Source organism: Ruegeria sp. AL2 (assembly GCF_056540845.1).
Window position 1 is genome coordinate 120,187 of sequence record NZ_JBQFXM010000006.1, and the last position, 21,307, is coordinate 141,493.

Genomic DNA, 21,307 nt, shown 5'->3' on the forward strand with positions numbered 1-21,307 from the left:
AACAGGTCACGCATAAGAAAAGGAAAACGCCCGGGAAAATTCGTAACCCGGGCGAATCATTGGATTTTTCAGATGTCAGGCGACGTTTTGAAGATCGACCTGTGGCGTAATTCCAAGGGCAAAGCACACATCGCGCGTCAGTTCGGGACGGTTGAGGGTATAGAAATGCAGCTTGTCCACGCCACCTTCGATCAGGTCCGAGCACAACTCGGTGCAGATCGCAGTTGCCAGCAGATCCTCACGCCCGTCGCGCACGGCCTTTTCAAAGGCCTGTTCGACCCAATCGGGAATATGCGTGCCGCAGCTTTTGGCGAACTTGCGCGCGCCTGCCCAGTTTTCAATAGGCAGAATGCCCGGAACGATCGGTTTGTCGATGCCCGCCTTGGCGCAGGCGTCACGGAAACGGAAAAAGGTTTCGGCCTCGAAAAAGAATTGCGTCAGCGCTTCGTCAGCGCCCGCGTCAAGTTTGGCCTTCAGCCAGTCCACGTCTGCTGACATGTCCTCAGCTTCAGGGTGCTTGTCAGGATAGGCCCCGACACGGATGCTGAACATTTCGGTTTCAGCCAGCGCCTCAATCAATTCAATCGAACTGTTAAAGCCTTCTGGGTGCGGGACGAACCGGTCGTGCCCTTTCGGCGGGTCGCCCCGCAGGGCCACGATGTCCTGCACGCCCGCACGTGCGAATGTGTCGGCGATTTCCAGCGTTTCCTGCCGCGAAGCGTCGACACAGGTCAGATGCGCGGCGACGTTCAGGCCAGACGATTTATGCAGGGTTGCGACCGCGTCGCGCGTCAGTTCCCGGGTCGTACCGCCTGCACCGTAGGTGACGGAAACAAAACGAGGCTCCAGCGGTGCCAATGTCTGGACCGTATCCCAAAGGCGGAAAGAAGCCTCCAGAGTTTTGGGCGGAAAGAACTCGAATGAAATTTCGGGTTTGGACATGGATGCCTCACTGGATCAACTGACTATCTTGTGCCATGACAGGCATTGTGAGACAAACTCATATTATTCAACAACAACATGAACGATACTTGAGATGCACATTGAATTCCGGCACCTGCGAACCATCAAGGCGATCCATGAATGTGGTGGGTTGGCACGCGCTGCCGACCAATTGAACATCACCCAATCCGCATTGAGTCATCAGGTCAAAGGGTTGGAGGATCAGGCCGGGGTCGAGCTGTTTCTGCGACGTTCAAAGCCGATGAAGCTGTCAGCCGCCGGTTTGCGTCTGCTGCGGTTGGCCGAGCAGATCCTGCCGCAGGTCGAGGCGGCACAGAATGAGTTTTCATCGCTGCGGGACGGGCGTACCGGGCGGATGCATATCGCCATCGAATGCCACGCGTGTTTCGAATGGCTGTTTCCGGTTCTTGAATCCTTCAGGAAATCCTGGGGCGACGTGGATGTCGATATCCGACCCGGTCTGGCCTTCGACGCCCTGCCAGCCTTGCAGAAGGAAGAGGTTGATCTGGTGGTCTCATCCGATCCCGAAGACCTGCCGGGTGTCGAGTTTGTGGAGCTGTTTGACTACAACCCCGTCTTTGTCGCTGCATCAGCCCATCCACTGGCGGAAAAAGCCTATGTCGAGGCTGAGGATTTCCGAGGCCAGACCCTGATCACCTACCCGGTGGAACGCACACGTCTGGATGTGTTCAGCCAATTGTTGATCCCTGCACGCGTCGAACCCGCCTCGATCAGGCAGGTGGAATTGACAGCTGTCATCCTGCTTCTGGTGGCATCAAACCGGGGCATCTCGGTTTTGCCGGATTGGGTCGTGCGCGAGGTCAAATACAATTCGGACTATGTGACCCGGCCCCTGACCAAAGAGGGGATTACGCGTCGCCTTTATGCAGCGGTCCGATCAGAAGATCTGGACAAGCCCTATGTTCAGGAACTGGTGAAACTGGCCCGCGAAGAGGCGCGCAAGCTGCAATCCCGGTAGAGGCGTTTTCTGCGGGTCTGTTATGCGATCATTCCTCTTGGCAAGGAAGCCTTGCGGCAGTATACGCGCGGCTTGACCGGACAGGAGCCCTTTTACAATGGTTGGCAGTGCAAATCTCAACATCATGATCAAGGCCGCGCGCAAGGCGGGGCGTTCTTTGGTCAAGGACTTTCGTGAAGTCGAGAATCTGCAGGTGTCGATGAAGGGCGCGGGCGATTTTGTCTCCAAGGCCGATATCGCGGCCGAAGCCATCCTGAAGGACGAATTGCTGGGCGCACGCCCAACCTATGGCTGGCTGGCCGAAGAGGGCGGTTCCATCGACGGAGAAGACCCGACCCGCCGCTGGATCGTAGATCCGCTGGACGGCACCACCAATTTTCTGCATGGCCTGCCCCATTGGGCAATTTCGATTGCACTGGAACATAAGGGCAAGATCGTTGCCGGCGTGATCTATGATGCTGCCAAGGATGAGATGTTCTTTGCTGAAAAAGGCGAAGGTGCGTGGATGAACGACACCCGAATTCGTGTGTCAGGGCGTCACCGCATGATTGAATCGATCTTTGCAACCGGCCTGCCTTTTGGCGGTCGATCTGACCTGCCTGCAACCCTGCAGGATCTGGCGCGTCTGATGCCCGCCTGCGCCGGTGTGCGCCGTTGGGGTGCTGCGGCGCTTGACATGGCATATGTGGCTGCGGGCAGGTACGAAGGTTTCTGGGAACGCCGCCTGAACGCCTGGGATATCGCCGCCGGTATCATCATCGTGAAAGAGGCGGGCGGCTTCGTGCAGGCCCTGAACCCTGAAGGCAACGCGCTGGAAGATGGTGAAGTGATCTGTTCGAATGAACCGATCTTTGATCAATTCTCCAAAGTCATCCGGGGCTGATCGCCCCTTAGCCCAGCTTTATCGACGCGGAACGCGCGGTATACGAGACTGCGAAAGCTTGTACTTTGTCTCTGGGTGGGGCGGATGCCCGTGCGTGCGGTTCCAGAATTGCACGCCGCCGCGCCGCAGCCACAATGGTACGCATAAGATCAACCCCACGGCAAACCCGCCGGTATGGGCCCAGTAGGCGATACCGCCTTCGTCCGGGTTGCTGGTGACGCTGCCAAAGAACTGAATCGCCAGCCATAAGCCCAGCATGATGAAGGCGGGGATGGTAAAGACCCTGAAATAGACAACCAGGATCAGCAGAATATCCACACGCGCCTTGGGAAACAGCAGCAGGTATCCACCCATGACACCCGCAATCGCGCCCGAGGCGCCGACGGTAGGCACCTGAGAGTCCGGCCCTGTAATCACATGGATCAGACCTGCGCCGATACCTGCGACCAGATAGAACAGCAAAAAGGGCAGATGGCCCATTTCGTCTTCCAGATTGTCGCCGAATATCCATAAGAACAGCATGTTCCCGGCAAGATGCATCCAGCCCCCATGCAGGAACATGGATGTCACAAGGGTTTCCAGGCCAACCCCGTCGCTGACCCGCGCCGGGATGATGGCATAGTCGAAGAACAACCGGTTTATCAGTGGCGCATCATCCATGATCCCCACATAGCTGAGGAAGATCAGGATGTTGGCCGCCAATAAGACGTAGACAACATAAGGCGTGCGCCCTGAGGGGTTATGGTCACGTATCGGAAACATGAGGTGACGCTGGGCTTTTGCGCGCCCAGCGTCAAGGCAAGCTTATGCCGCACCTCCCAACAACGCAGCGTTTCCGCCGGCTGCGGTCGTATCGACACACACATGGCGTTCACCCAGCACACGCGCGCGGTCGGGTCTACCCGGAATTAGGGGCACAATGGGACCGTTCCGGCGGGCCAGGTGCTGTTCGATCTGCTGCGCGGTTTCAACGTCGCCCCACCAAAGGACACCCGAGATACCGGTCAGGTTCTCCAACCGGTGAAGGTCAAGCATTCCGGTTGTCTGAATGGCCGTTCCACCCAGCGCCTGTACGGCTTCAGCCTGCGCGCGCGCTGCCGTTTCCCCCGGCCCCATGCACAAAAGAGGCGAGCGGGGATATTCGCTCAGCCGGTTCGATTCTCCGGTTGGGCCGGGCAGAGAACGGGATTGGATTGGGGCAGGCTGGCCTTGAGGGCCAGGCAAGTCTGCTAAGTCGTCCCAAATCTCATCTGTGATTTGCCGATCCGGTGCACAGAACCGGGCCATATAATTCGGGCCGCCCGCCTTCGGGCCGGTGCCTGACAGCCCTTCACCGCCAAAAGGTTGGGAGCCAACGATGGCACCGATCTGATTGCGGTTTACATAGATGTTTCCGGCATGGATAGCTTCGGTCACATGCTGCACCCGGTCGTCGATCCGGGTTTGCAGGCCAAAGGTCAGCCCGTATCCGGTTGCGTTGATATCCGCGATGACCTTGTCGATCTCCTGCGCTTTGAATCTTGCCACGTGCAACACGGGGCCAAAAATCTCACGCTTCAGCGCGGCAATGCCCGAGATTTCGATCAACGTTGGGGCAACAAAGATGCCTTCGGGCGGCAGCGGCAGCTCTTTCAGAACGCGTCCTTCGGCCCGTGCCGTAGCGACGTGATCGGCGATGACCTGCCGGGCCTGCGCGTCGATCACCGGGCCGCAATCGGTAGAGATCAGCCAGGGGTCCCCGATGCGCAGGGCATCCATTGCCCCTTTGAGCATGGTCAGCACGTCATCTGCGATATCCTGTTGCAGGTACAGGCATCGCAGTGCCGAACACCGCTGGCCTGCGGATTGAAAGGCACTTTCAATGATCGATTGCACGGCCTGTTCCGGAAGTGCAGTGCTGTCAACGATCATGGCGTTCAGGCCGCCGGTTTCCGCGATCAGCGGGGTGCCGGGGCGCATGGACCCAGCCATTGCCGACCGTATCCTGAGAGCGGTTGCCGTTGAACCGGTGAAGGCCACGCCCGAGACGCGCGCATCCGATGTCAGCGCCGCGCCCACGGCCGGACCACCCGGCAGCAATTGCAGCGCGTCGCGCGGCACACCAGCCTCATGCAGCAATTGAATGGCGCGGTGCGCGATCAGGGGTGTCTGCGGTGCAGGCTTAGCCAGGACGGCATTTCCGGTCGCCAAAGCAGCCGAAATCTGCCCGGAAAAAATCGCCAGCGGGAAGTTCCACGGGCTGATGCAGGTAAATATGCCAGCGGGCTCGGCATCAGGAATGTTGGCGGCGTAGTAACGTAGGAAATCCACCGCCTCACGCAGTTCCGCCACCGCGTCGGGCAGCGATTTACCAGCCTCACGCGCCAGCAGGGCGAACAACTCGCCGTAATGCGTTTCATAAAGATCGGCGGCAGAGTTCAGGATACGGGCACGTTCGACTGCCGGGGCCTGCCATGGCTTTGCCGAAGCCAGCGCCAGTTCCACATCTGCTTCACTCGCCGGAGCCACCGCGCCGGGCTTGTCGGCAGGATTCGCCGGGTTGATTACCTGCTCATCCGCTTGGGGTTTGGCAGCGTCAGCCAGTAAGGGTTGTGCATACCAGTGATACGCGCGGAACTGGTCCCGCGCTGCGTCAACCTTGTCCAGCGTCGGGGTGTGGTGCAGATCGAAGCCCTTGGAATTGGGGCGATCCGGCTGGAACAGTTCGGGGCCAGTGGGCAGCGGGGGCGGAGGCGTTTGAACAGTAACAAACGGATCTGCGGCAACCACTTCCGGCGGGACGTTATCGTCGACAATCTGGTTGACGAAGGATGAGTTCGCTCCGTTTTCCAGCAGACGCCGCACAAGGTAGGCCAGCAGGTCACGATGCGCGCCAACCGGTGCATAAATGCGGCAGCGGGTCTTCTGCCTGTTCATCACAAGCTGATGCAATGTCTCGCCCATGCCGTGCAGGCGCTGGAACTCAAAAGGCTGACCTTCGGCCATGTGCAGGATGGCGCTGACTGTATGGGCGTTGTGGGTGGCGAATTGCGGATAGATCCGGTCTGTCATGCCCAGCAATTTGCGCGCATTGGCGATATAGGACACATCGGTGACCGCCTTGTGGGTGAAGACGGGAAAGCCGTCCACACCTTCGACCTGCGCGCGTTTGATCTCGGTATCCCAATAGGCGCCTTTGACCAGACGGACCATCAGCTTGCGATCGTGGCGTTCCGCCATGTCATAGAGCGTGTCCAGAACCAGCGACGCGCGTGGCCCATAAGCCTGAACTACGATGCCGAACCCATCCCAGCCGGCCAGAGCCGGATCGGACATCACCGCTTCAATCACCTGCAATGACAAAGACAGGCGATCCGCCTCTTCGGCGTCGACGTTTAGCCCCATACCAGCGGCCTTGGCCAAAAGGGCCAGCGCCCGCAGTCGGGGAACCAGTTCATCCATCACGCGCTTTTCCTGCGCCAGTTCATAACGGGGATGCAGGGCTGACAACTTGACTGAAATTCCCGGGTTGGCGCGGATATCCTCATGGGTGCAGGCTTCGGCGATGACCGAGATGGCGCGTGAATACGACAGGTGATATCGTGCGGCGTCCGCCTCGGTTCGCGCGGCCTCTCCCAGCATGTCGTAGGAGTAGGTATATCCCTTGTTTTCCATCCCGCGCGCACGCTCCATCGCGGCGTTGATGGACTCACCTAACACGAATTGCCGCCCCATTTCCTTCATCGCACGCGACACGGCGGTACGGATCACGGGTTCACCCAATCGCTTGATGGCCCCGCGCAGGGCGCCAACAGGCGAGGCCTTGCCTTCGTCCAGAACCTTGCCCGTCAGCATCAGGGCCCAGGTTGAGGCGTTAACCAAGGATGAAGACGAGTGCCCAAGATGCTTGCCCCAGTCCGAAGGGGCGATTTTGTCTTCAATCAACGCGTCAATCGTGTCGGCATCCGGCACGCGTAACAGCGCTTCGGCCAGGCACATCAGGGCGACGCCTTCGTCGGTGGACAGGCCGTATTCGGCAAGAAACACCTCCATCAACCCCGGAGACGTGCTGGAGCGGATGTCGCGCACAAGCTGCGCGGCGGCGGCGCTGATGGCGCTGCGGTCTGTGGCGCTCAGGCTTGCCTGAGAGATCAGGGTTTCAAGGATCGCCGACTGGTCAGCATAGGTTGAGGTGTCGATTAATGTACGCAGGGTATGAGACATGAGTCCTCCGGTCTTTGTGCCAATATACCTGCGAAAACTCAGGACAATCGCCTGAGTTTACGATAATTGAAGGCGGAACACCTGAAATTTCGCCAGAGAGCAGCACAAATGAACTTTCCTGACCTGGACCGGTTTGACCGGTCGATTCTGAGAATTCTGGCCGAGGATGGGCGCATTTCGGTCGCCGATCTTGCGCGCGAAATTGGTCTGTCGAAATCACCGACACAGGCGCGCCTGAAACGGCTTGAAGCAAGCGGGGTGATCAAAGGATACCGGGCGATGCTGGATCCGATCAGACTGGGGCTGGACCACGTTGCCTTTGTCGAAGTGCGCCTGACCGATACTCGCGAAAAGGCACTGGCCGAGTTCAATGCGGCTGTCCGAAAAACTGCCGAGGTCGAGCAAGCCCATATGATTGCTTCGAATTTCGACTATTTGTTGAAGGTCCGCACAGCCACGATGTCAGAGTATCGTCGTGTTCTGGCCGAAAAGATTTCATCCATGCCGCATGTCGCCAGCACCTCGACCTTTGTGGCGATGGAGGCGGTTAAGGAAGCTGGCAGTTTGGGTGGGTTCGAGCATCAGGCTTGACGGATCAGGATTACGAGCCATCCTTGGTACATGACACACGCTTTCCTCTCTGCTCTTTCTGTTGTTGCCTTGTCTTGTGCGGCGCACGCCCAGTCCTGCCCTGATGCTCCGGATCATTCAGAAGGTGTGGATGCGCTAATCAATCAGGTTCAGAAGGCAGAATCGCAAATTGATGCGCGCGCCATTTCCAACCAGATGTGGGAGCTTTGGACGGACGCGCCGGATGCGCGTGCGCAAGGCTTGCTGGACCGGGGAATGGCACGGCGGGAGGCTTGGGATTTACTGGGCGCGTTGGAAGAGCTTGACCAGCTTGTCGATTACTGCCCGAACTACGCCGAAGGCTACAATCAGCGTGCGTTTGTGAACTACCTCAGACAAGACTTCGCTGCTGCTTTGCAGGATCTGAATGTCACGATCGAGTTGTCGCCGAACCATATAGGTGCGCTGAGCGGTCGCGCCTTGTCATTGTTGGGTCTGAAGCGCCTTAACGACGCGCGCGCTGCCCTTGCCGAGGCGCTAGAACTTAACCCATGGCTGTCAGAGCGGGCATTGTTAGAACCCGGCGGTCTTTTGGAACCGCCCGGTCAAGATATCTGACGCCGGGTTTTCGAAAGAACCGCAAGGGAAACCGAACCTTTTTGCGGGCAAACTGGTTGTGTTGGACCCCTTCGGAGTTGTTGGCTGGCTATCCAGTGGTATGGGTTCTGGCTGTCGGGCGCGTGTATCGGACGCTGAACATCATTGTCGAATACACCAGCGAGGCGCTGATGATCCGCGTCGATCGTAAGCTCAACTCAACAGATGTGCTGAATGCATTGACTGACCTGTTCATCCTCCGCGGCCCGCCGGCATTCATAAGATCCGACAACGTCCTATATGCGGAACGATCGTCAGATTTGGCATCAGGTCACTGTCATGCTGGGTGTTCCAGCATGGTTGAATGTGTGTCAGTTCGGCGTTTTGGTCAACAACGTGTCTCTCCCATAACAAACACAGAGTACGCTTTTGAGGCTCTCACCGTCCTTAAGACGAGATCTTCGGGTCGTTGAGCAGAAGGCCTGAACATTATCTACGAGGTCAGAAAGCTGCCTCTACGGCCCTGTCAGAGAAGGGTCCTTCTGCTGTCGATCACCCCTCAAAGAAGGGGCGATACGGTTCTCCGCTTTTGATGATCCCATGAACTGTGCGGGCCATCTTGGCGGCGATTGCGGTATACGCCTTTCGGCGCAGATGGGCGTTATGCCGATCCTTCGTGATGTAACGTTCGAACTTGTCACGAAAGCTGTTGGTTGGCTGCATGATAGCTACCTGACCAGCCATCCATAGCGTGCGGCGCAATCTGGCATTGCCGTATTTGGAGAGTTTGGTCTGGCCCCGGAAGGTGCCGGACTGGATGGTCGCGAGGTCCATCCCGCAGAATTTGAGAAACTGCCGGTGATGCCGGAAGCGGCGCAGGTCGCCAGCCTCTGCCAGAATGGTCAGGGCGTTGATGGGCCCAATCCCCGGGATCGAAGTCAGGAGTTTGTAGTCGCTGTTGTTCTTGAGTAGCTCGACGGCGCGATCCTCAATCTCATTACGCTGGGCAATCAGGCTGCGCCCTTCACCCAAGACCAAACGAAACATCTTGGCCGCGTCAGAATCCGATGCGATTGGCAAGCCAACCGAGGCCTTGGCGGTCTGATAAATGTCTGCAAGCAAACGTTCTTTTGAGACTTTGCGGCCGACAACCTCCCATGCGTCGGCAATGAACGCATCTTGATCCATGGCAGAGATGAAATGCGGTGACGGATAGCGCTCCAGGAAGGCGAAGAACCAGTCGCTGCGCGAGCTGCGATGGAAGCGCTCTGCTTCAGGAAAATACAGTGGCAGATAATGGGTCATCACCCGGTGCCATAACTCGGTTTTACAACGAGAGACGATGTCGTGTGTTTTGGATAGTTCCTGCAAGTCATTTGTGCCGCTCAGCAATGGATCGTGATAGAATTGCTCATTCCCGATTTGCATCATGTGCAGGATGACCTGCGCGTCTTTTGGGTCGTTCTTGTCCCGGCTGTTGTTCAGGGCCTCGCGGGTGCGCGCCAAGGCCACGGAAGATACCAGCTTCACCTCGAAACCAGCGATGCCAAGCTGATAAGCCAGAGCGCGGTGGTAATTGCCCGTAGCTTCAAACGCCACGCGGACAGGGCAGCCATAATCCGTGAGTATGGCGATCAACCGATTGAAGTCGTCAAGCTGGTTCAGAATGGTGAAACGGCGTCGGCGCTTCGTCCCAGGGATCTGAAGCAGAACCTCGTGGCGGGATTTGGCAATATCAATCGCCACTAAAACGGCTTCTGACTGTGTAATAATGGTGTCGGTCATAGTCGGTCTCCTCTTCGGTGTGGTTTGTCGCAAAACCACTGTAGAGACCTGAGAACCGGCTATGATCACCTGCTGCGCTATTTGAGGGCTGCGCAGGAAATCATAGCCTCTGCATTAACATCATTCCGAAGGTGTTATGGGCCGGAATTTATCGCCCAGAAGGTGCGGGAGTGGATTGCAGCTGTCGGGGCGAAGACGGCTTACATCGAACCGGGATCACCCTAGGAGAACAGTCATTGCGAAAGCTTCAACGCCCGGTTCCGGGATGAGCTGCTCAACGGCGAAATCTTCTAAAGCCTAAAGGAGGCGCAAACGCTGATCGAGCAATCTCGTTTCCACTACAACACCGTCAGGCCGCACAGTGCGTTGGGCTCCTGCCCGCCTGCGCCCGAAAGCATCGTCCCGATAGACCAGAGGCCCACGATGCACTAACAAACAAACCGGACTACCCGATAGGGGCACGCGACCGAGCGCGCTGAAGGCGGCAATGCTGGCCCTGTTTGACGAGTGCGGTGCGGAAAATTCTGCCGAAAAATGTGTGGGGCACATGTACAAAGCCAAACCCGATTTGGCTGCGCATTACAAATGCCGCGATCCGGCCAACTCTTTCAATCCGGGGAACGGGAAGATGTCCAGGGCGTGAAGCTGCAGGTGATTAACGGTCACATGGGATTTGGGCGCGTGTGATAGGCATCCAGCAGGGCTTTGCCGTTTTCATAAAACGCAGTTTCACCAATCAGTTCTGTGATGCCGTAGCGATCCAGCTCGGCTTTCACATCTGGCTCGACCAGCGTGAAAACCAGCCGTATCCTCTTGGATCGCAGGAAATTGGCGATACTGCACAAAGTGAACCCGGCTGTGAAATCGACAACGTCAATTGCCGAGGCGTCGATGCAGAACCATGTCAGTTTGCCGTCTGCGTTCTGAACGATTGTTGTCACTTCCTCGGTGAAAATCTGCATGTTCGCGTAGTACATACCGTGTGAAAACCGGTAGATTACCAGACCGGGTTCGAACTGGTTTGGCGCTTCCAATCCCTTTGAACGCCAGCCACCGGACTCGGTGCGCAATACTACCGAATTCTTTGGGTGATATCCCCTGCGCGTGTGGTCGACCAGAGACAGGACCATGGCAAAAATGACGCCTTGCTCGACCCCAACCAGAACGACCACGGTGGCAGTTGCCGTGGCAACCCAGAACTCGGACCGGGCCTGCCTGTAAATTGTTGCCATTCCGTGCAGGTCGATCAGCTTGAGACCGATCAGGAAAACGATGGCCGACAGTGCTGCTGTGGGAAGATAGGCTAAAGGCTTGGTCATAAACAGGATAACCAACAGGACTATTACCACTGTTGTCAGTTGCGCTACCTGGCTGCGCCCTCCGGCGCTGGCGACCATCTCAGTCTTTGTGGGGCTGCCATTGACCACAAATGTTCCCGTGAATGCAGCCCCAAAATTTGCAAGACCCAGTCCGATCAGGTCCGTGTTTTCGTTGAATGTCTCATCATATCTGGAGGCGTATGCCCGCGATGTGGCGGCGCTTTGTGCCAGAATGACAACGAAGATGGACAGGGCCGTGGGAAGCAGTTGTTTAAACAAGGTCCAGTTCCACTGCACGTCCGGGATCGAGAAGGAGGGCAAACCGCCGGCGACTTCTCCCAACACCGAGATTCCGGAAGTGCCGAATGAAAAGGCCCAACTGCACAGGACCACCCCGACTATGGCAACCAATGGCCCCGGGATTTTGCGCGAAAGTCTTGTGCATCCTAGGACAATGCCCAGCACGGCTGATGAGACAATCACGGTTGGCCAGTTGATGTTGGATATGTTGAAATAAACGTCCTTCAATCTCGCAAGTGTTCCGTGCCCAGCGGATTCGATGCCCAACAATCCGGGGATTTGACCTGTCGCAACCTGAATGCCTACGCCGGTCAGAAAGCCGACCAATACCGTTCTGGACAGGAAATCGGCCAGAAACCCTAGTCCTATGACACGCGCACCTATCAAAAGCATGGCAGCCATAAGTGCCAGCAAGGACGCAAGTGCCAGATACTCGGAGGTTCCGGACACCGCCAAGCCCGCCAGCCCCGAGGCGGTGATGGCTGCTGTCGCCGAATCGGCACCGACAACAAGGTGTCGGGACGAGCCGAACAGCGCAAACAGAGCCATGGGAATCAGGATTGTATACAGCCCGGACATGACCGGTGTGCCGGCGATTTTGGTGTAACCCATGACTTCGGGGATCGCGAGACAGGCAAAACTCAGACCAGCCAGCATTTCCGCCGGAAGGCGCGCACAGTCAAAAGGCAGAATGCCCTGCAGGACTTGCAGATGCGCCGCTCTCTGATTTCTGGCCTGTTTTTCCAAGGGTTACCTTTCACCCGCATTCAGCTTGCGAACTGAATGTTCGAACCGTCAAGCCATCTTATAGGCAAATTTTCACAGGTAAATTGGGTGGCCTGAATTGCTGTTTTTTCCAGTTTTACAGTTATTTTCGCCGAACTACGGGAATCCCCCAATTTCGCTGGCTGCCGATCGGGGGTACACATGACTTACCGTACTTACCACACACAAACACGGTATATACTTTCCCCGATGAGGGGCTGGTCACACCCCCTCGACCGGCCCCTCTTAACTTTTAGGGGTTCGCGAAAGCCCAAGCCATTCGTTTGATAACTGACATCGTGTGAACGTACTTAGTTTTGGATCAATTTGGTTACGAGTGTCGGCAGTGTTTCGGACGCACTGTACGCAACGGTGTGCGGTATACTGGCCACCGGGGTTTTGCGGTACCCTTCCGTGAACAACAGAAACGGTATCCTGGCGTTTACAGCTGTTTCTGCGTCGACTTCGCTGTCGCCGACATACAAGCGTGTGCCCGAGGTCCCAAGTGCTTTGAAGCTTTCCAGCAGGTGGCCCGGATCCGGTTTGCGAATTGGCAATGTATCACCGCCGAAAACAACGTCGAAGAACCGGGATAGGTTGAGCGCCTCCAGCACGTGACGTGCGGGTGCTTCGGGTTTGTTGGTGCAGATACCAAGAACGCACCCCATCTGTTTCAGTTTTTCCAGGGCTTCGGGAACTCCGGGATAAGGCACGGTCGTTGCACTGACGGCCGCATTATAATGCTTCAGTGTCTGTTGTGTGAGTTCCGCGTGGCGATCCATGGGCAAATCACAGTGTCGCATCAGGCGCTCAACCAGTTTGGGAAGGCCATTGCCAACAAACCCTCTGATCACATCAACGGGTATAGGATCGTGACCGACGCCATTCAGCGTTTTATTGGCCGCTGCTGCCAGGTCCCCGACGCTGTCGACCAACGTTCCATCCAGATCAAAAACAACTGCTGCGGTCACGTTTTGCTTGCCTTTCAATACTTGTCCCAAGTCTTAACCCGTCGTTTTCAAGGGCGCAATCGGCTCAATGACACCTGATTTGAAACAGCGCTTGACATACCTTACTAAAACAATCAGATTTAATGTCAAAAACGGAAAGCCAACCCTCTCGGGTCAGCCAGATCAAACGAAACGCAACAGGTATGGCACCATGCCGACTCGCTCTGGAGATGCCCCGATGAATGTACAGAACCCGACCCCAACCCAAGGTTATGCTGTCTCGATGTTGCCTGCGCACAAGGCCGAGGATTTGACCAAGGGTGGCCACCTGGCCCATATCGAGTTGGGCGACCAATTGTATACCCTGCGCATCACCCGTGCAGGTAAACTGATCCTTACGAAATGAGCGCGCATTCATTGCGCGGCGGTGCCGCGGTCGGCCGTCTGGCGGATCTTGATCCAGTCGAAGCGGGTGCGGTGATGTATCTGCGGATGTGGAGTCAGGGCGAAATGGGTCGCGCTGATGTCGCGAGCGATTTTCGCATAGCGCTGGGATCAGATTATGGGCGTGCCGCCATGCTGACGCTGGATCGTCTGTGTTCGCTTTGCGCTACGCACTGTCGACGTCCGTTAATCAGGCACGGTCTGGGTTGTGCATGTCTGGGCGCGGATGAGAGTTGTTTTGCCCAGATGATTGCCGCCGCATCCGAAGGGGCACGCGAAGACGCGATGATGATGGCGTCACTGATCGTGCGCCCGGATTTTGCGCCTGCTCTGGCATCCCTGGCGGAGGAACTGGGCCTGACGTTCCGGCGTATGGCAACGGGAAATGCGATTCCGACGACAGGCCACGATACCCCCCCTGCCGTTTTGCACTGACTGTGCTAGCGGGACGATCAAACCCCGGCAAAGCGCCGGGGTTTATCCTTCAGCAGCACCCGCATTTCGCATGGTGACGGTCGTGATCACAAACCGGGGCAGGGGAGAAGTCACCCACCTCGGACAGGACCTCCCTTAGGGCCCACAGGATCATGTCCACATCCTCGGCCTCAATCGTCAGCGGTGGGCGGATTTTAAGGATGTTGTCCCTTGGTCCCTCGCTGCCGATCAGAATTCGATGATCGCGCATCCGGTTTTTGACATAGCTGCAAATCTCAGTTCCTTCGGTTCCGTCGGGATTGATCAGCTCAACACCCAGAAACAGCCCCATGCCCCGTACATCGCCAACACAACCAAAGTCGCTTTCGATCTGGCGCAGCCCGGTCATCAGGCGGTCACCCATCTGACGTGCATTGTCCTGCAGGCCCTCGTCATCGACGATATCCAATACTTCCTTGCCGATCCGGCAAGACAGCGTCGATCCGCCAAAGGTCGAGAAGAATTCAATCCCGTTATTGAAGCTGTCGGCAATCGCCCGCGTCGTGACCAGCACACCCAGAGGGTGCCCGTTACCAATTGGCTTACCCATCACCACGATATCAGGAAGCGCGCCCTGATGTTCAAAGCCAAAGTAATATTCACCCAGGCGACCCAGACCCGTTTGCACCTCATCTGCAATGCAGACACCCCCGGCGGCACGGATTTTTTCATAAACCGCAGGCAGGTAACCCTTGGGCGGAATGATCTGTCCACCGACAGACGGGAAAGTTTCAGCGATGAACCCGGCCAGACCCTGACCCCGGTCCTGCAAGGCAGCAATGGCCGGGTCCACAAGATCGGCAAACTTCTGTGCCCGATCCGCATCGTCACGCTTGAACGAACCGCGATAGTCGTCCGCAACCTCGACCAGTTCGACCCAGTCGGCTTTCCCGATGCCACCGGGTTTGTTGAACTTGTAGGCCGATATCGCCACAGCCGCATTCGTATTGCCGTGATAGCCATGGTCTGGCGTCACGATCCCCTTGGCGCCGGTATGGGCACGGGCAAGCCGCAGGGCCAGTTCGTTCGCTTCAGTTCCGGAATTGACGAAGAAGCAGACCTCGAAGTGATCGGGCAGTTTGGACAGGATCTTGTCAGCAAAAGTTGTCTGTGCCGGATGCAGGTAGCGGGTATTCGAGTTCATCCGCTTCAACTGATCCGCCGCTACAGCTTGAATGCGGGGATGCGCATGACCCACATGAGGGACGTTGTTATAGGCGTCCAGATAGGGGCGGCCCCATTCGTCAAACAGGTGATGTTTCCACCCGCGTACGAGCATGACAGGGTCATCATAAGTCAGCGACAGGTTGCCGCCAAAGTGATCGCGGCGACCCTGCAGGATCGCCTGTTTGTCGGTGGGTTGGTAGAAAACCTTGTCATCCGGCAGGTTCAGTAAGGCCGCCGGGTTCGGGCAGACTGCGTGCCACAACTCCATCTCATCCGGATCGCCGACACCGGGCCAATCCGCCTCCATGCCATTGGTTGTCAGCGCCAGCTGGAAATGCACATGCGGTGCCCATCCGCCATTCTGGCTGGCGTCGCCCAACCGGGCGAACGCCGCCCCCTGTGCCACCGGATCGCCGGGTTTCAACCGGTCACAGCATTCCGGGTCCAGATGACCATAGAGCGTGTAGAACGGATCGCCATCCGGCGTTCCATGGTGCAGGATTATCACCGCACCGTAATCGAGGTGCTGATCTCGGTTCTCGACCACTTCGACCCGCCCGCTCATTGGCGCATGCAGCACTGTCCCGGCAGGTGCAAACACATCTACCGCCAGATGCACTGTTCGCCGATCCGAGGCTTTCCAAGGCCCTTTGCGAAATCCCGGCTCGGCATAGATCAGGCGGGGTTCGTTGTAATAGCCCAGCCACAGCCCTTCGCCGTATTCTTCACCAACATGTGCGGCCTCGGCCAATGGCATGTGGAAAGGGTTCTGGGGCCACACACAATTTTCAACCGACAACGACCCCATAGGAACATCGCTTAGGTCCTGACCGAACAGTTGGGAAAACCGGCCGCGATGTTCTTGCAGATACGCATGGATGCGTTCTGCGCCGTCCACGACCGGCAGCCCGCACGCTGCCCGAAGACGCGCAGACATCAGTCCGCCGTTGACGGATGCATTCTCAAGAAACCGCCACGCAGGTGCCTGCGAGATTGTCACATATGGGTCGTCCGGGTTTTCGACCGCCATCAGGGTCGAGTTGAGGACAGATACTGCCAGTCGCATCCGCAGCAGAGGCCAGATCAGGTCGATCTCCTCGGCTTGCAGCCGGTTTGCGGCATGGTACCCCCGCACAAGGGCAGTTAATGCCCGCTCGGGTCTGGCATGATCTAGCACCACATAGGCCCCGGCGATCGCAAGATCACAGACGCGCGGTGCTGCACACATGTCACCCAGATCAATCAGGCCGGAAACCTGCCTCCGCTCGCCCAATTCGCCTTCAACCAGAACGTTATAGTCATTGGCGTCGTTGTGAATGGCCTGTTTCGGCAGGCCCTCAAGCCTATCCGTGATCGCCGTGAATTCGTTGCAGATATCCCGAAGCAACGCCTGACGCGCGGGATCGCTGATGGCGCCCAGTTTGTCACTGATCCAACCCGCTTGTGTCAGGTCCCATTTGAAATCTGGGCGGTGCAAAGCTTCATGCTGAAACCCCTCCAGAGCGCGATCTGTTGCGCCCAGAACACGACCCAATTTAAGGATCAGTTCTTCGGATTTCGGCTTCGCTTGTGCATAGCAGCGCCCGGGCAGGCGTTCCTGCAACCACACCAGCCGCGATTTCCCTTCGGAATCGGAAATTTCCGGCAACATTGCGCCGTTCAACGCCGGCAACACCTTGGGAAACGGCAACCCCGGTGCTTCCGAGGCGATATGCGCAAGCGCTTCGATTTGAAGATCTACCAGGCCCGCGTCACACCCTGCGCGCATGACTTTCAGCACATAGTCCTGGCCATTTCCGGCCTGCGCCAGAAAGTTTAGGTCATACTCGCCATCCAGCCGGGTCAACCGTGCGTCCAGCCCCCAGTGTTGGCGCAGCACGTCTGCCCAGAAGTTCACCAAATCGCTCATTTCTTTCTCCGTCCCGCTCATCCGGGATCCTCTTCATCTGGCCGGAAATATCCTCGGGGGTGAATTGGCCCAAAGGGACAAGAGGGGGCAGACAGCCCCCTGGCCCCTCAATCCAAGGCACGCAAACGTTTGAACAGCGATGACGTATCCCATCGCCCGCCGCCCAGTTTCTGCACGTCCTTGTAGAACTGATCGACCAGAGCGGTCACCGGCAGAGACGCACCGGTTTCATTGGCCGTATCCAGACAAATCCCCAGATCCTTGCGCATCCAGTCAACAGCAAAGCCATGTTCGAACTGATCATCCAGCATGGTTTCATACCGGTTTGCCATCTGCCAGCTGCCCGCCGCACCCTGGCTGATCACCTCAACAACGGCCTTTCCGTCCAAGCCCGCTTTTTCGGCAAAGTGCAATGCTTCACTGAGACCCTGAACCAGTCCGGCAATCGCGATCTGGTTGCACATCTTGGTCATCTGGCCCGCGCCGCTGGCTCCGAGTCGACGGCAGATTTTGGAATAGACGTTCATCACCGGTTCAGCCGCATCATAAGCTGCCTGATCGCCGCCACACATAATTGAGAGAACGCCGTTTTCAGCGCCCGCCTGACCGCCCGAAACGGGGGCATCCACAAAAGCGATACCCTCAGATTGGCCAGCCGCATAAAGTTCGCGCGTGACCTTTGCCGAAACTGTCGTGTGGTCGACAAAAATGGCCCCTTCGGACATGCCCTGAAACGCGCCGCCCTCTCCGGTGCAAACCGCGCGAAGGTCGTCGTCATTCCCCACGCAGGCCATGACAAACTCAGCACCCGTGACGGCGTCTTCCGGAGTGGTCGCCATCGCGCCGCCATGCTGCGCGACCCAGGCCTCGGCCTTGGTGGTCGTACGGTTGTAAACGGTGACGTCATGGCCTGCGGCTTGCAGATGTCCGGCCATGGGATAGCCCATGACACCAAGGCCAAGGAACGCGACTTTTGCCATTTTGTGATCCTCTCCGCTGTTCGGTCGGCTTCAGCGAAACAGGCCTGACCGAAATCTCTGGCGAAGACAAAGCAAAGCTGCGCCCAAAGGGCAACCCCAAGTCAGCCTTTCCCACCCAGATCTCGTAGGATTGGGCAATCGGGCCGGTCGTCCCCGGCGCAGGCGTCGATCAAGTGACTTAGCGTATCGCGCATGGCGTTCAGGTCTGCGATCTTGGTTTCGATCTGAACAAGATGGTCGCGTGCAACCTGTTTCACGTCGGCACTGGCACGGGTCTCATCTTCGTAGAGTGCCAGCAGGGTCCGGCAATCCTCGATGGTGAACCCAAGCGCCCGGGCGCGACCCAGAAAGTTCAGCTTATGCACGTCCTGGTCGCGAAACCGGCGATAGCCATTGTCGTCGCGCATTGGTTTGATCAGGTTAATGTCCTCATAATACCGGATCGTCTTGGCGGGCAGGCCAGTGCGGGCGGAAACATCTCCGATGTTCATGCGTGCACCTCTTTGGTGGCCGTACCTGATGTTTCCGGCAGGCTGGCGCGAATGCGGCGCAGGCGCAGCGCATTCGAGACCACAAAAACGCTCGACAGTGCCATTGCACCAGCCGCCAGTGCAGGGGATAGCAGATAGCCGCCAAACGGGTACAGCGCACCGGCAGCCACCGGTATCAGAAGGACATTGTATCCGAAGGCCCAGCCCAAATTCTGGCGAATATTCTTCATTGTCCGGCGGCTGATCTCGGTCGCATTCGCGACGCCCCGCAAATCACCGGACATGAGGACAACGTCGGCTGTTTCGATGGCCACATCCGTGCCGGTACCGATGGCGATGCCGATATCAGCCGCCGCAAGAGCGGGGGCATCGTTGATCCCGTCACCGACAAAGGCCAGCACTCCGAACCGGTCCCGCAAAGCCGTTATTGCATCTACCTTGCCATCAGGCAGTACCTCGGCAGTGACATGATCAATCCCCAGCCGGTCGGCCAGAGCCTGCGCCGTGCGCGCGTTGTCACCGGTGATCATGGCCACGGTTAGCCCCATTTGGTGCAACCGGTCCAGCGCCTCCACTGTGCCGGGCTTGATCGGGTCAGAAACGAACAAAGTGGCCGCCGCCTGCCCATCCAGAGCCACGAACAGAGGAGTTGCCCCTTGAGCGGCACGGGTTTCGGCCTCATCCGTCAGAGCTCCAAGGGTGATCCCACTCTGCTGCATCAACCGGTGCGACCCGATTAACACGTCGCGGCCTTCGACCAACCCTTGCAGGCCAAGCCCGGTAAGCGAACGGACATCCGATGCCTCTGGCAGTGTCGCGGGCCCCGCTCGGGTGATGGCGGAAGCGATCGGGTGTTCCGACCTTGCCTCAAGGGCTGCGGTCAGCCGCAGAACCTCCTCCCGGTCAAACCCCTTCGCAGTTGTCACGCTGTCCAGTTCGGGGCGTCCCAGCGTCAGGGTTCCGGTCTTGTCCAACGCGACGACGCGCGCCTGCTGAAGCTGTTGCAACGCATCCCCCTTGCGGAACAAAACGCCCATTTCTGCCGCCCGCCCGGTGCCCACCATGATCGAGGTTGGGGTCGCCAACCCCATTGCGCAGGGGCAGGCGATGATCAGAACTGAAACGCCAGCGACAAGCGCCAGAGGAAGGGCCGGGCTGGGGCCGAAGATCAGCCAGAGCGCGACGGTGATCACCGCAACAGCGATGACCGCAGGAACAAAGCGATAGGTAATCCGATCCACCAACCCCTGAATAGGCAGTTTCGCGCCCTGCGCCTGCTGCACCATACGAATGATCTGTGCCAGAGCCGTGTCGCCACCGACCCGGGTGGTGCTTACCCGCAAAGCGCCGGTGCCATTCACGGTGCCGCCGACAACAGGCGCTCCCACCGACTTGCCAACAGGCACAGGCTCGCCCGTGATCATGCTCTCATCGACGTAAGAGGTGCCTTCAAGCACTTCGGCATCCACCGGCACACGCTCGCCGGGGCGGATGTGCAGGATATCTCCGACAACGATTTCGGCGATTGGCCGGTCCTGTATCTGTCCGTCTAGTTCGACCCGTGCGGTTTTTGGTTGCAAACCCACCAGTTTTCGGATCGCAGCCCCTGTTTTGCCTTTGGCGCGTGCCTCCATCAACCGGCCGAGAAGGATCAGAACCACGATCACCGCGGCCGCTTCGAAATAGACATTGGCCGTACCTTGCGGCAACAGATCGGGCGCGAAAGTGGCCGTGACCGAGTACAGATAAGCCGCGCCGGTCCCAAGTGCTACCAACGCGTTCATGTCCGGCGTGCCCTGTACCAGCGACGGGATACCTTTGCGGTAAAACACACGCCCCGGTCCGATCAGCAGAGCCGAGGTCAGGGCAAATTGAATCAAATGGCTCGTCTGCGTTCCTATGGTCGCCTGTATCCAATGGTGGAAGGCGGGGATCACGTGCCCGCCCATCTCAAGAATGAATACGGGCAGGGCCAGTGCCGCTGCCAGTATTGTGGAACGAACCAGCCGCTGAATTTCATTGTCTTCCCGGCTTTCTGGTTCGGCAACGCCTTGGATACGCGCGGGGTATCCAATTCCGGTAACAACCTGAGCCAGCGCCTCGGGCGTAGTTGCAGCTGTGGCGTAAGTCACCGAAGCCGTCCGAGTTGCCAGATTGACCTGCGCTTCGATCACGCCAGCGGTGGACGCCAACACGCGCTCGATCTTGCCAACGCAGGATGCGCAGTTCATGCCCTCGATGCTCAGATCCGCATGACTTGTTTCAGCCGGATAGCCGGCTGCATCCAGCGCCGCAGTCAGGGACGAAACCGGCCCGTCAAATTCCACCTGCGCCGTCTTGGTCGCGAAATTGACCGAGGCCGCATCAACACCAGATACATTACGCAGCGCAGCCTCGACACGGCCCACACAGGACGCGCATCCCATGCCGGTGACTTTCAGTTCTGTCAGTGCTTTTTGCGCCATGCGACTCATCCCACGTGGTTTTCTGCCCTCCAGATGGGGGTTCCAGTGACAGGAAGGTCAAGG

General features: G+C 57.9%; 14 protein-coding genes and 5 pseudogenes. 9 read left to right on the forward strand and 10 right to left on the reverse strand.

The window, feature by feature from the left end:
• Positions 1 to 75 precede the first annotated feature (75 nt).
• The gene (gene metF, locus ACR0ID_RS10630; protein WP_480605274.1) at positions 76 to 942 is read right to left on the reverse strand and encodes a methylenetetrahydrofolate reductase [NAD(P)H]; all 867 of its coding nucleotides are present in this window, start codon (positions 940 to 942) and stop codon (positions 76 to 78) included.
• 94 nt (positions 943 to 1,036) lie between these two features.
• On the opposite strand from metF, the gene ACR0ID_RS10635 reads away from it, so the two are divergent.
• The gene (locus ACR0ID_RS10635) at positions 1,037 to 1,942 is read left to right on the forward strand and encodes a LysR family transcriptional regulator (protein WP_480605276.1); all 906 of its coding nucleotides are present in this window, start codon (positions 1,037 to 1,039) and stop codon (positions 1,940 to 1,942) included.
• A 97-nt stretch (positions 1,943 to 2,039) separates the two neighbouring features.
• On the forward strand, positions 2,040 to 2,825 hold the full coding sequence (locus tag ACR0ID_RS10640) for an inositol monophosphatase family protein (protein ID WP_209598002.1): 786 nt from the start codon (positions 2,040 to 2,042) through the stop codon (positions 2,823 to 2,825).
• A gap of 18 nt (positions 2,826 to 2,843) precedes the next feature.
• Here the strand turns inward: ACR0ID_RS10640 and ACR0ID_RS10645 are convergent, their stop codons facing one another.
• Positions 2,844 to 3,587: a rhomboid family intramembrane serine protease gene (locus ACR0ID_RS10645; protein ID WP_480605278.1), complete on the reverse strand. Its 744-nt coding sequence runs from the start codon at positions 3,585 to 3,587 to the stop codon at positions 2,844 to 2,846.
• Positions 3,588 to 3,629: 42 nt separating this feature from the next.
• Positions 3,630 to 7,028, reverse strand: coding sequence for a bifunctional proline dehydrogenase/L-glutamate gamma-semialdehyde dehydrogenase PutA (putA, locus tag ACR0ID_RS10650; RefSeq protein WP_480605280.1), 3,399 nt, complete (start codon positions 7,026 to 7,028; stop codon positions 3,630 to 3,632).
• A 108-nt stretch (positions 7,029 to 7,136) separates the two neighbouring features.
• Here putA and ACR0ID_RS10655 point away from each other — a divergent pair, with 108 nt between their 5' ends.
• The 3 genes and pseudogenes from ACR0ID_RS10655 to ACR0ID_RS10665 form a co-directional block, all read left to right on the forward strand.
• Positions 7,137 to 7,619, forward strand: coding sequence for an Lrp/AsnC family transcriptional regulator (locus ACR0ID_RS10655; RefSeq protein ID WP_480475581.1), 483 nt, complete (start codon positions 7,137 to 7,139; stop codon positions 7,617 to 7,619).
• 30 nt (positions 7,620 to 7,649) lie between these two features.
• The gene (locus ACR0ID_RS10660; RefSeq protein WP_480519080.1) at positions 7,650 to 8,216 is read left to right on the forward strand and encodes a tetratricopeptide repeat protein; all 567 of its coding nucleotides are present in this window, start codon (positions 7,650 to 7,652) and stop codon (positions 8,214 to 8,216) included.
• A gap of 116 nt (positions 8,217 to 8,332) precedes the next feature.
• Positions 8,333 to 8,488 (forward strand): annotated as a pseudogene (locus ACR0ID_RS10665) (IS3 family transposase); the annotation flags it as partial.
• Between the two features lie 233 nt (positions 8,489 to 8,721).
• On the opposite strand, the pseudogene ACR0ID_RS10670 reads toward ACR0ID_RS10665, so the two are convergent.
• Positions 8,722 to 9,980 (reverse strand): annotated as a pseudogene (locus tag ACR0ID_RS10670) (IS110 family RNA-guided transposase).
• 138 nt (positions 9,981 to 10,118) lie between these two features.
• On the opposite strand from ACR0ID_RS10670, the pseudogene ACR0ID_RS10675 reads away from it, so the two are divergent.
• Both ACR0ID_RS10675 and ACR0ID_RS10680 read left to right on the forward strand, forming a co-directional pair.
• A pseudogene (locus ACR0ID_RS10675) lies at positions 10,119 to 10,412 on the forward strand (integrase core domain-containing protein); the annotation flags it as partial.
• A gap of 34 nt (positions 10,413 to 10,446) precedes the next feature.
• A pseudogene (locus tag ACR0ID_RS10680) lies at positions 10,447 to 10,623 on the forward strand (D-lactate dehydrogenase); the annotation flags it as partial.
• Between the two features lie 19 nt (positions 10,624 to 10,642).
• On the opposite strand, the gene ACR0ID_RS10685 reads toward ACR0ID_RS10680, so the two are convergent.
• Both ACR0ID_RS10685 and gph read right to left on the reverse strand, forming a co-directional pair.
• Positions 10,643 to 12,346: a SulP family inorganic anion transporter gene (locus tag ACR0ID_RS10685; protein WP_480605283.1), complete on the reverse strand. Its 1,704-nt coding sequence runs from the start codon at positions 12,344 to 12,346 to the stop codon at positions 10,643 to 10,645.
• 329 nt (positions 12,347 to 12,675) lie between these two features.
• Complete coding sequence (gene gph / locus ACR0ID_RS10690) at positions 12,676 to 13,335, reverse strand: phosphoglycolate phosphatase (protein WP_480553963.1); 660 nt, start codon at positions 13,333 to 13,335, stop codon at positions 12,676 to 12,678.
• Positions 13,336 to 13,552: 217 nt separating this feature from the next.
• Between gph and hemP the strand changes: the two genes are divergently transcribed.
• Both hemP and ACR0ID_RS10700 read left to right on the forward strand, forming a co-directional pair.
• On the forward strand, positions 13,553 to 13,720 hold the full coding sequence (hemP, locus tag ACR0ID_RS10695) for a hemin uptake protein HemP (protein ID WP_209504713.1): 168 nt from the start codon (positions 13,553 to 13,555) through the stop codon (positions 13,718 to 13,720).
• Positions 13,717 to 14,193, forward strand: a complete 477-nt coding sequence (locus ACR0ID_RS10700) for a hypothetical protein (RefSeq protein WP_480605285.1) — start codon at positions 13,717 to 13,719, stop codon at positions 14,191 to 14,193. The genes hemP and ACR0ID_RS10700 overlap by 4 nt, the downstream gene beginning before the upstream one ends.
• 49 nt (positions 14,194 to 14,242) lie before the next feature.
• Here the strand turns inward: ACR0ID_RS10700 and ACR0ID_RS10705 are convergent, their stop codons facing one another.
• From ACR0ID_RS10705 to ACR0ID_RS10720, 4 genes and pseudogenes are all read right to left on the reverse strand, one after another.
• A complete protein-coding gene (locus ACR0ID_RS10705) occupies positions 14,243 to 17,308 on the reverse strand; it encodes an aminotransferase class III-fold pyridoxal phosphate-dependent enzyme (RefSeq protein WP_480605287.1) in 3,066 nt (1,021 codons plus the stop codon).
• A gap of 107 nt (positions 17,309 to 17,415) precedes the next feature.
• Positions 17,416 to 18,294: pseudogene (locus tag ACR0ID_RS10710) on the reverse strand (NAD(P)-dependent oxidoreductase); the annotation flags it as partial.
• Between the two features lie 95 nt (positions 18,295 to 18,389).
• A complete protein-coding gene (gene cueR / locus ACR0ID_RS10715; protein ID WP_209504709.1) occupies positions 18,390 to 18,779 on the reverse strand; it encodes a Cu(I)-responsive transcriptional regulator in 390 nt (129 codons plus the stop codon).
• Positions 18,776 to 21,244: a heavy metal translocating P-type ATPase gene (locus ACR0ID_RS10720; protein ID WP_480605289.1), complete on the reverse strand. Its 2,469-nt coding sequence runs from the start codon at positions 21,242 to 21,244 to the stop codon at positions 18,776 to 18,778. The genes cueR and ACR0ID_RS10720 overlap by 4 nt, the downstream gene beginning before the upstream one ends.
• Positions 21,245 to 21,307: the final 63 nt, after the last annotated feature.

Bases quoted from the DNA above. Each gene is read 5' to 3' on its own strand.
- ACR0ID_RS10705 (WP_480605287.1), bottom strand. From the start codon at position 17,308: ATGAGCGATTTGGTGAACTTCTGGGCAGACGTGCTGCGCCAACACTGG.
- hemP (WP_209504713.1), top strand. From the start codon at position 13,553: ATGAATGTACAGAACCCGACCCCAACCCAAGGTTATGCTGTCTCGATG.
- cueR (WP_209504709.1), bottom strand. From the start codon at position 18,779: ATGAACATCGGAGATGTTTCCGCCCGCACTGGCCTGCCCGCCAAGACG.
- ACR0ID_RS10660 (WP_480519080.1), top strand. From the start codon at position 7,650: ATGACACACGCTTTCCTCTCTGCTCTTTCTGTTGTTGCCTTGTCTTGT.
- ACR0ID_RS10640 (WP_209598002.1), top strand. From the start codon at position 2,040: ATGGTTGGCAGTGCAAATCTCAACATCATGATCAAGGCCGCGCGCAAG.
- ACR0ID_RS10635 (WP_480605276.1), top strand. From the start codon at position 1,037: ATGCACATTGAATTCCGGCACCTGCGAACCATCAAGGCGATCCATGAA.
- ACR0ID_RS10720 (WP_480605289.1), bottom strand. From the start codon at position 21,244: ATGGCGCAAAAAGCACTGACAGAACTGAAAGTCACCGGCATGGGATGC.
- putA (WP_480605280.1), bottom strand. From the start codon at position 7,028: ATGTCTCATACCCTGCGTACATTAATCGACACCTCAACCTATGCTGAC.
- ACR0ID_RS10700 (WP_480605285.1), top strand. From the start codon at position 13,717: ATGAGCGCGCATTCATTGCGCGGCGGTGCCGCGGTCGGCCGTCTGGCG.
- ACR0ID_RS10645 (WP_480605278.1), bottom strand. From the start codon at position 3,587: ATGTTTCCGATACGTGACCATAACCCCTCAGGGCGCACGCCTTATGTT.
- metF (WP_480605274.1), bottom strand. From the start codon at position 942: ATGTCCAAACCCGAAATTTCATTCGAGTTCTTTCCGCCCAAAACTCTG.
- ACR0ID_RS10655 (WP_480475581.1), top strand. From the start codon at position 7,137: ATGAACTTTCCTGACCTGGACCGGTTTGACCGGTCGATTCTGAGAATT.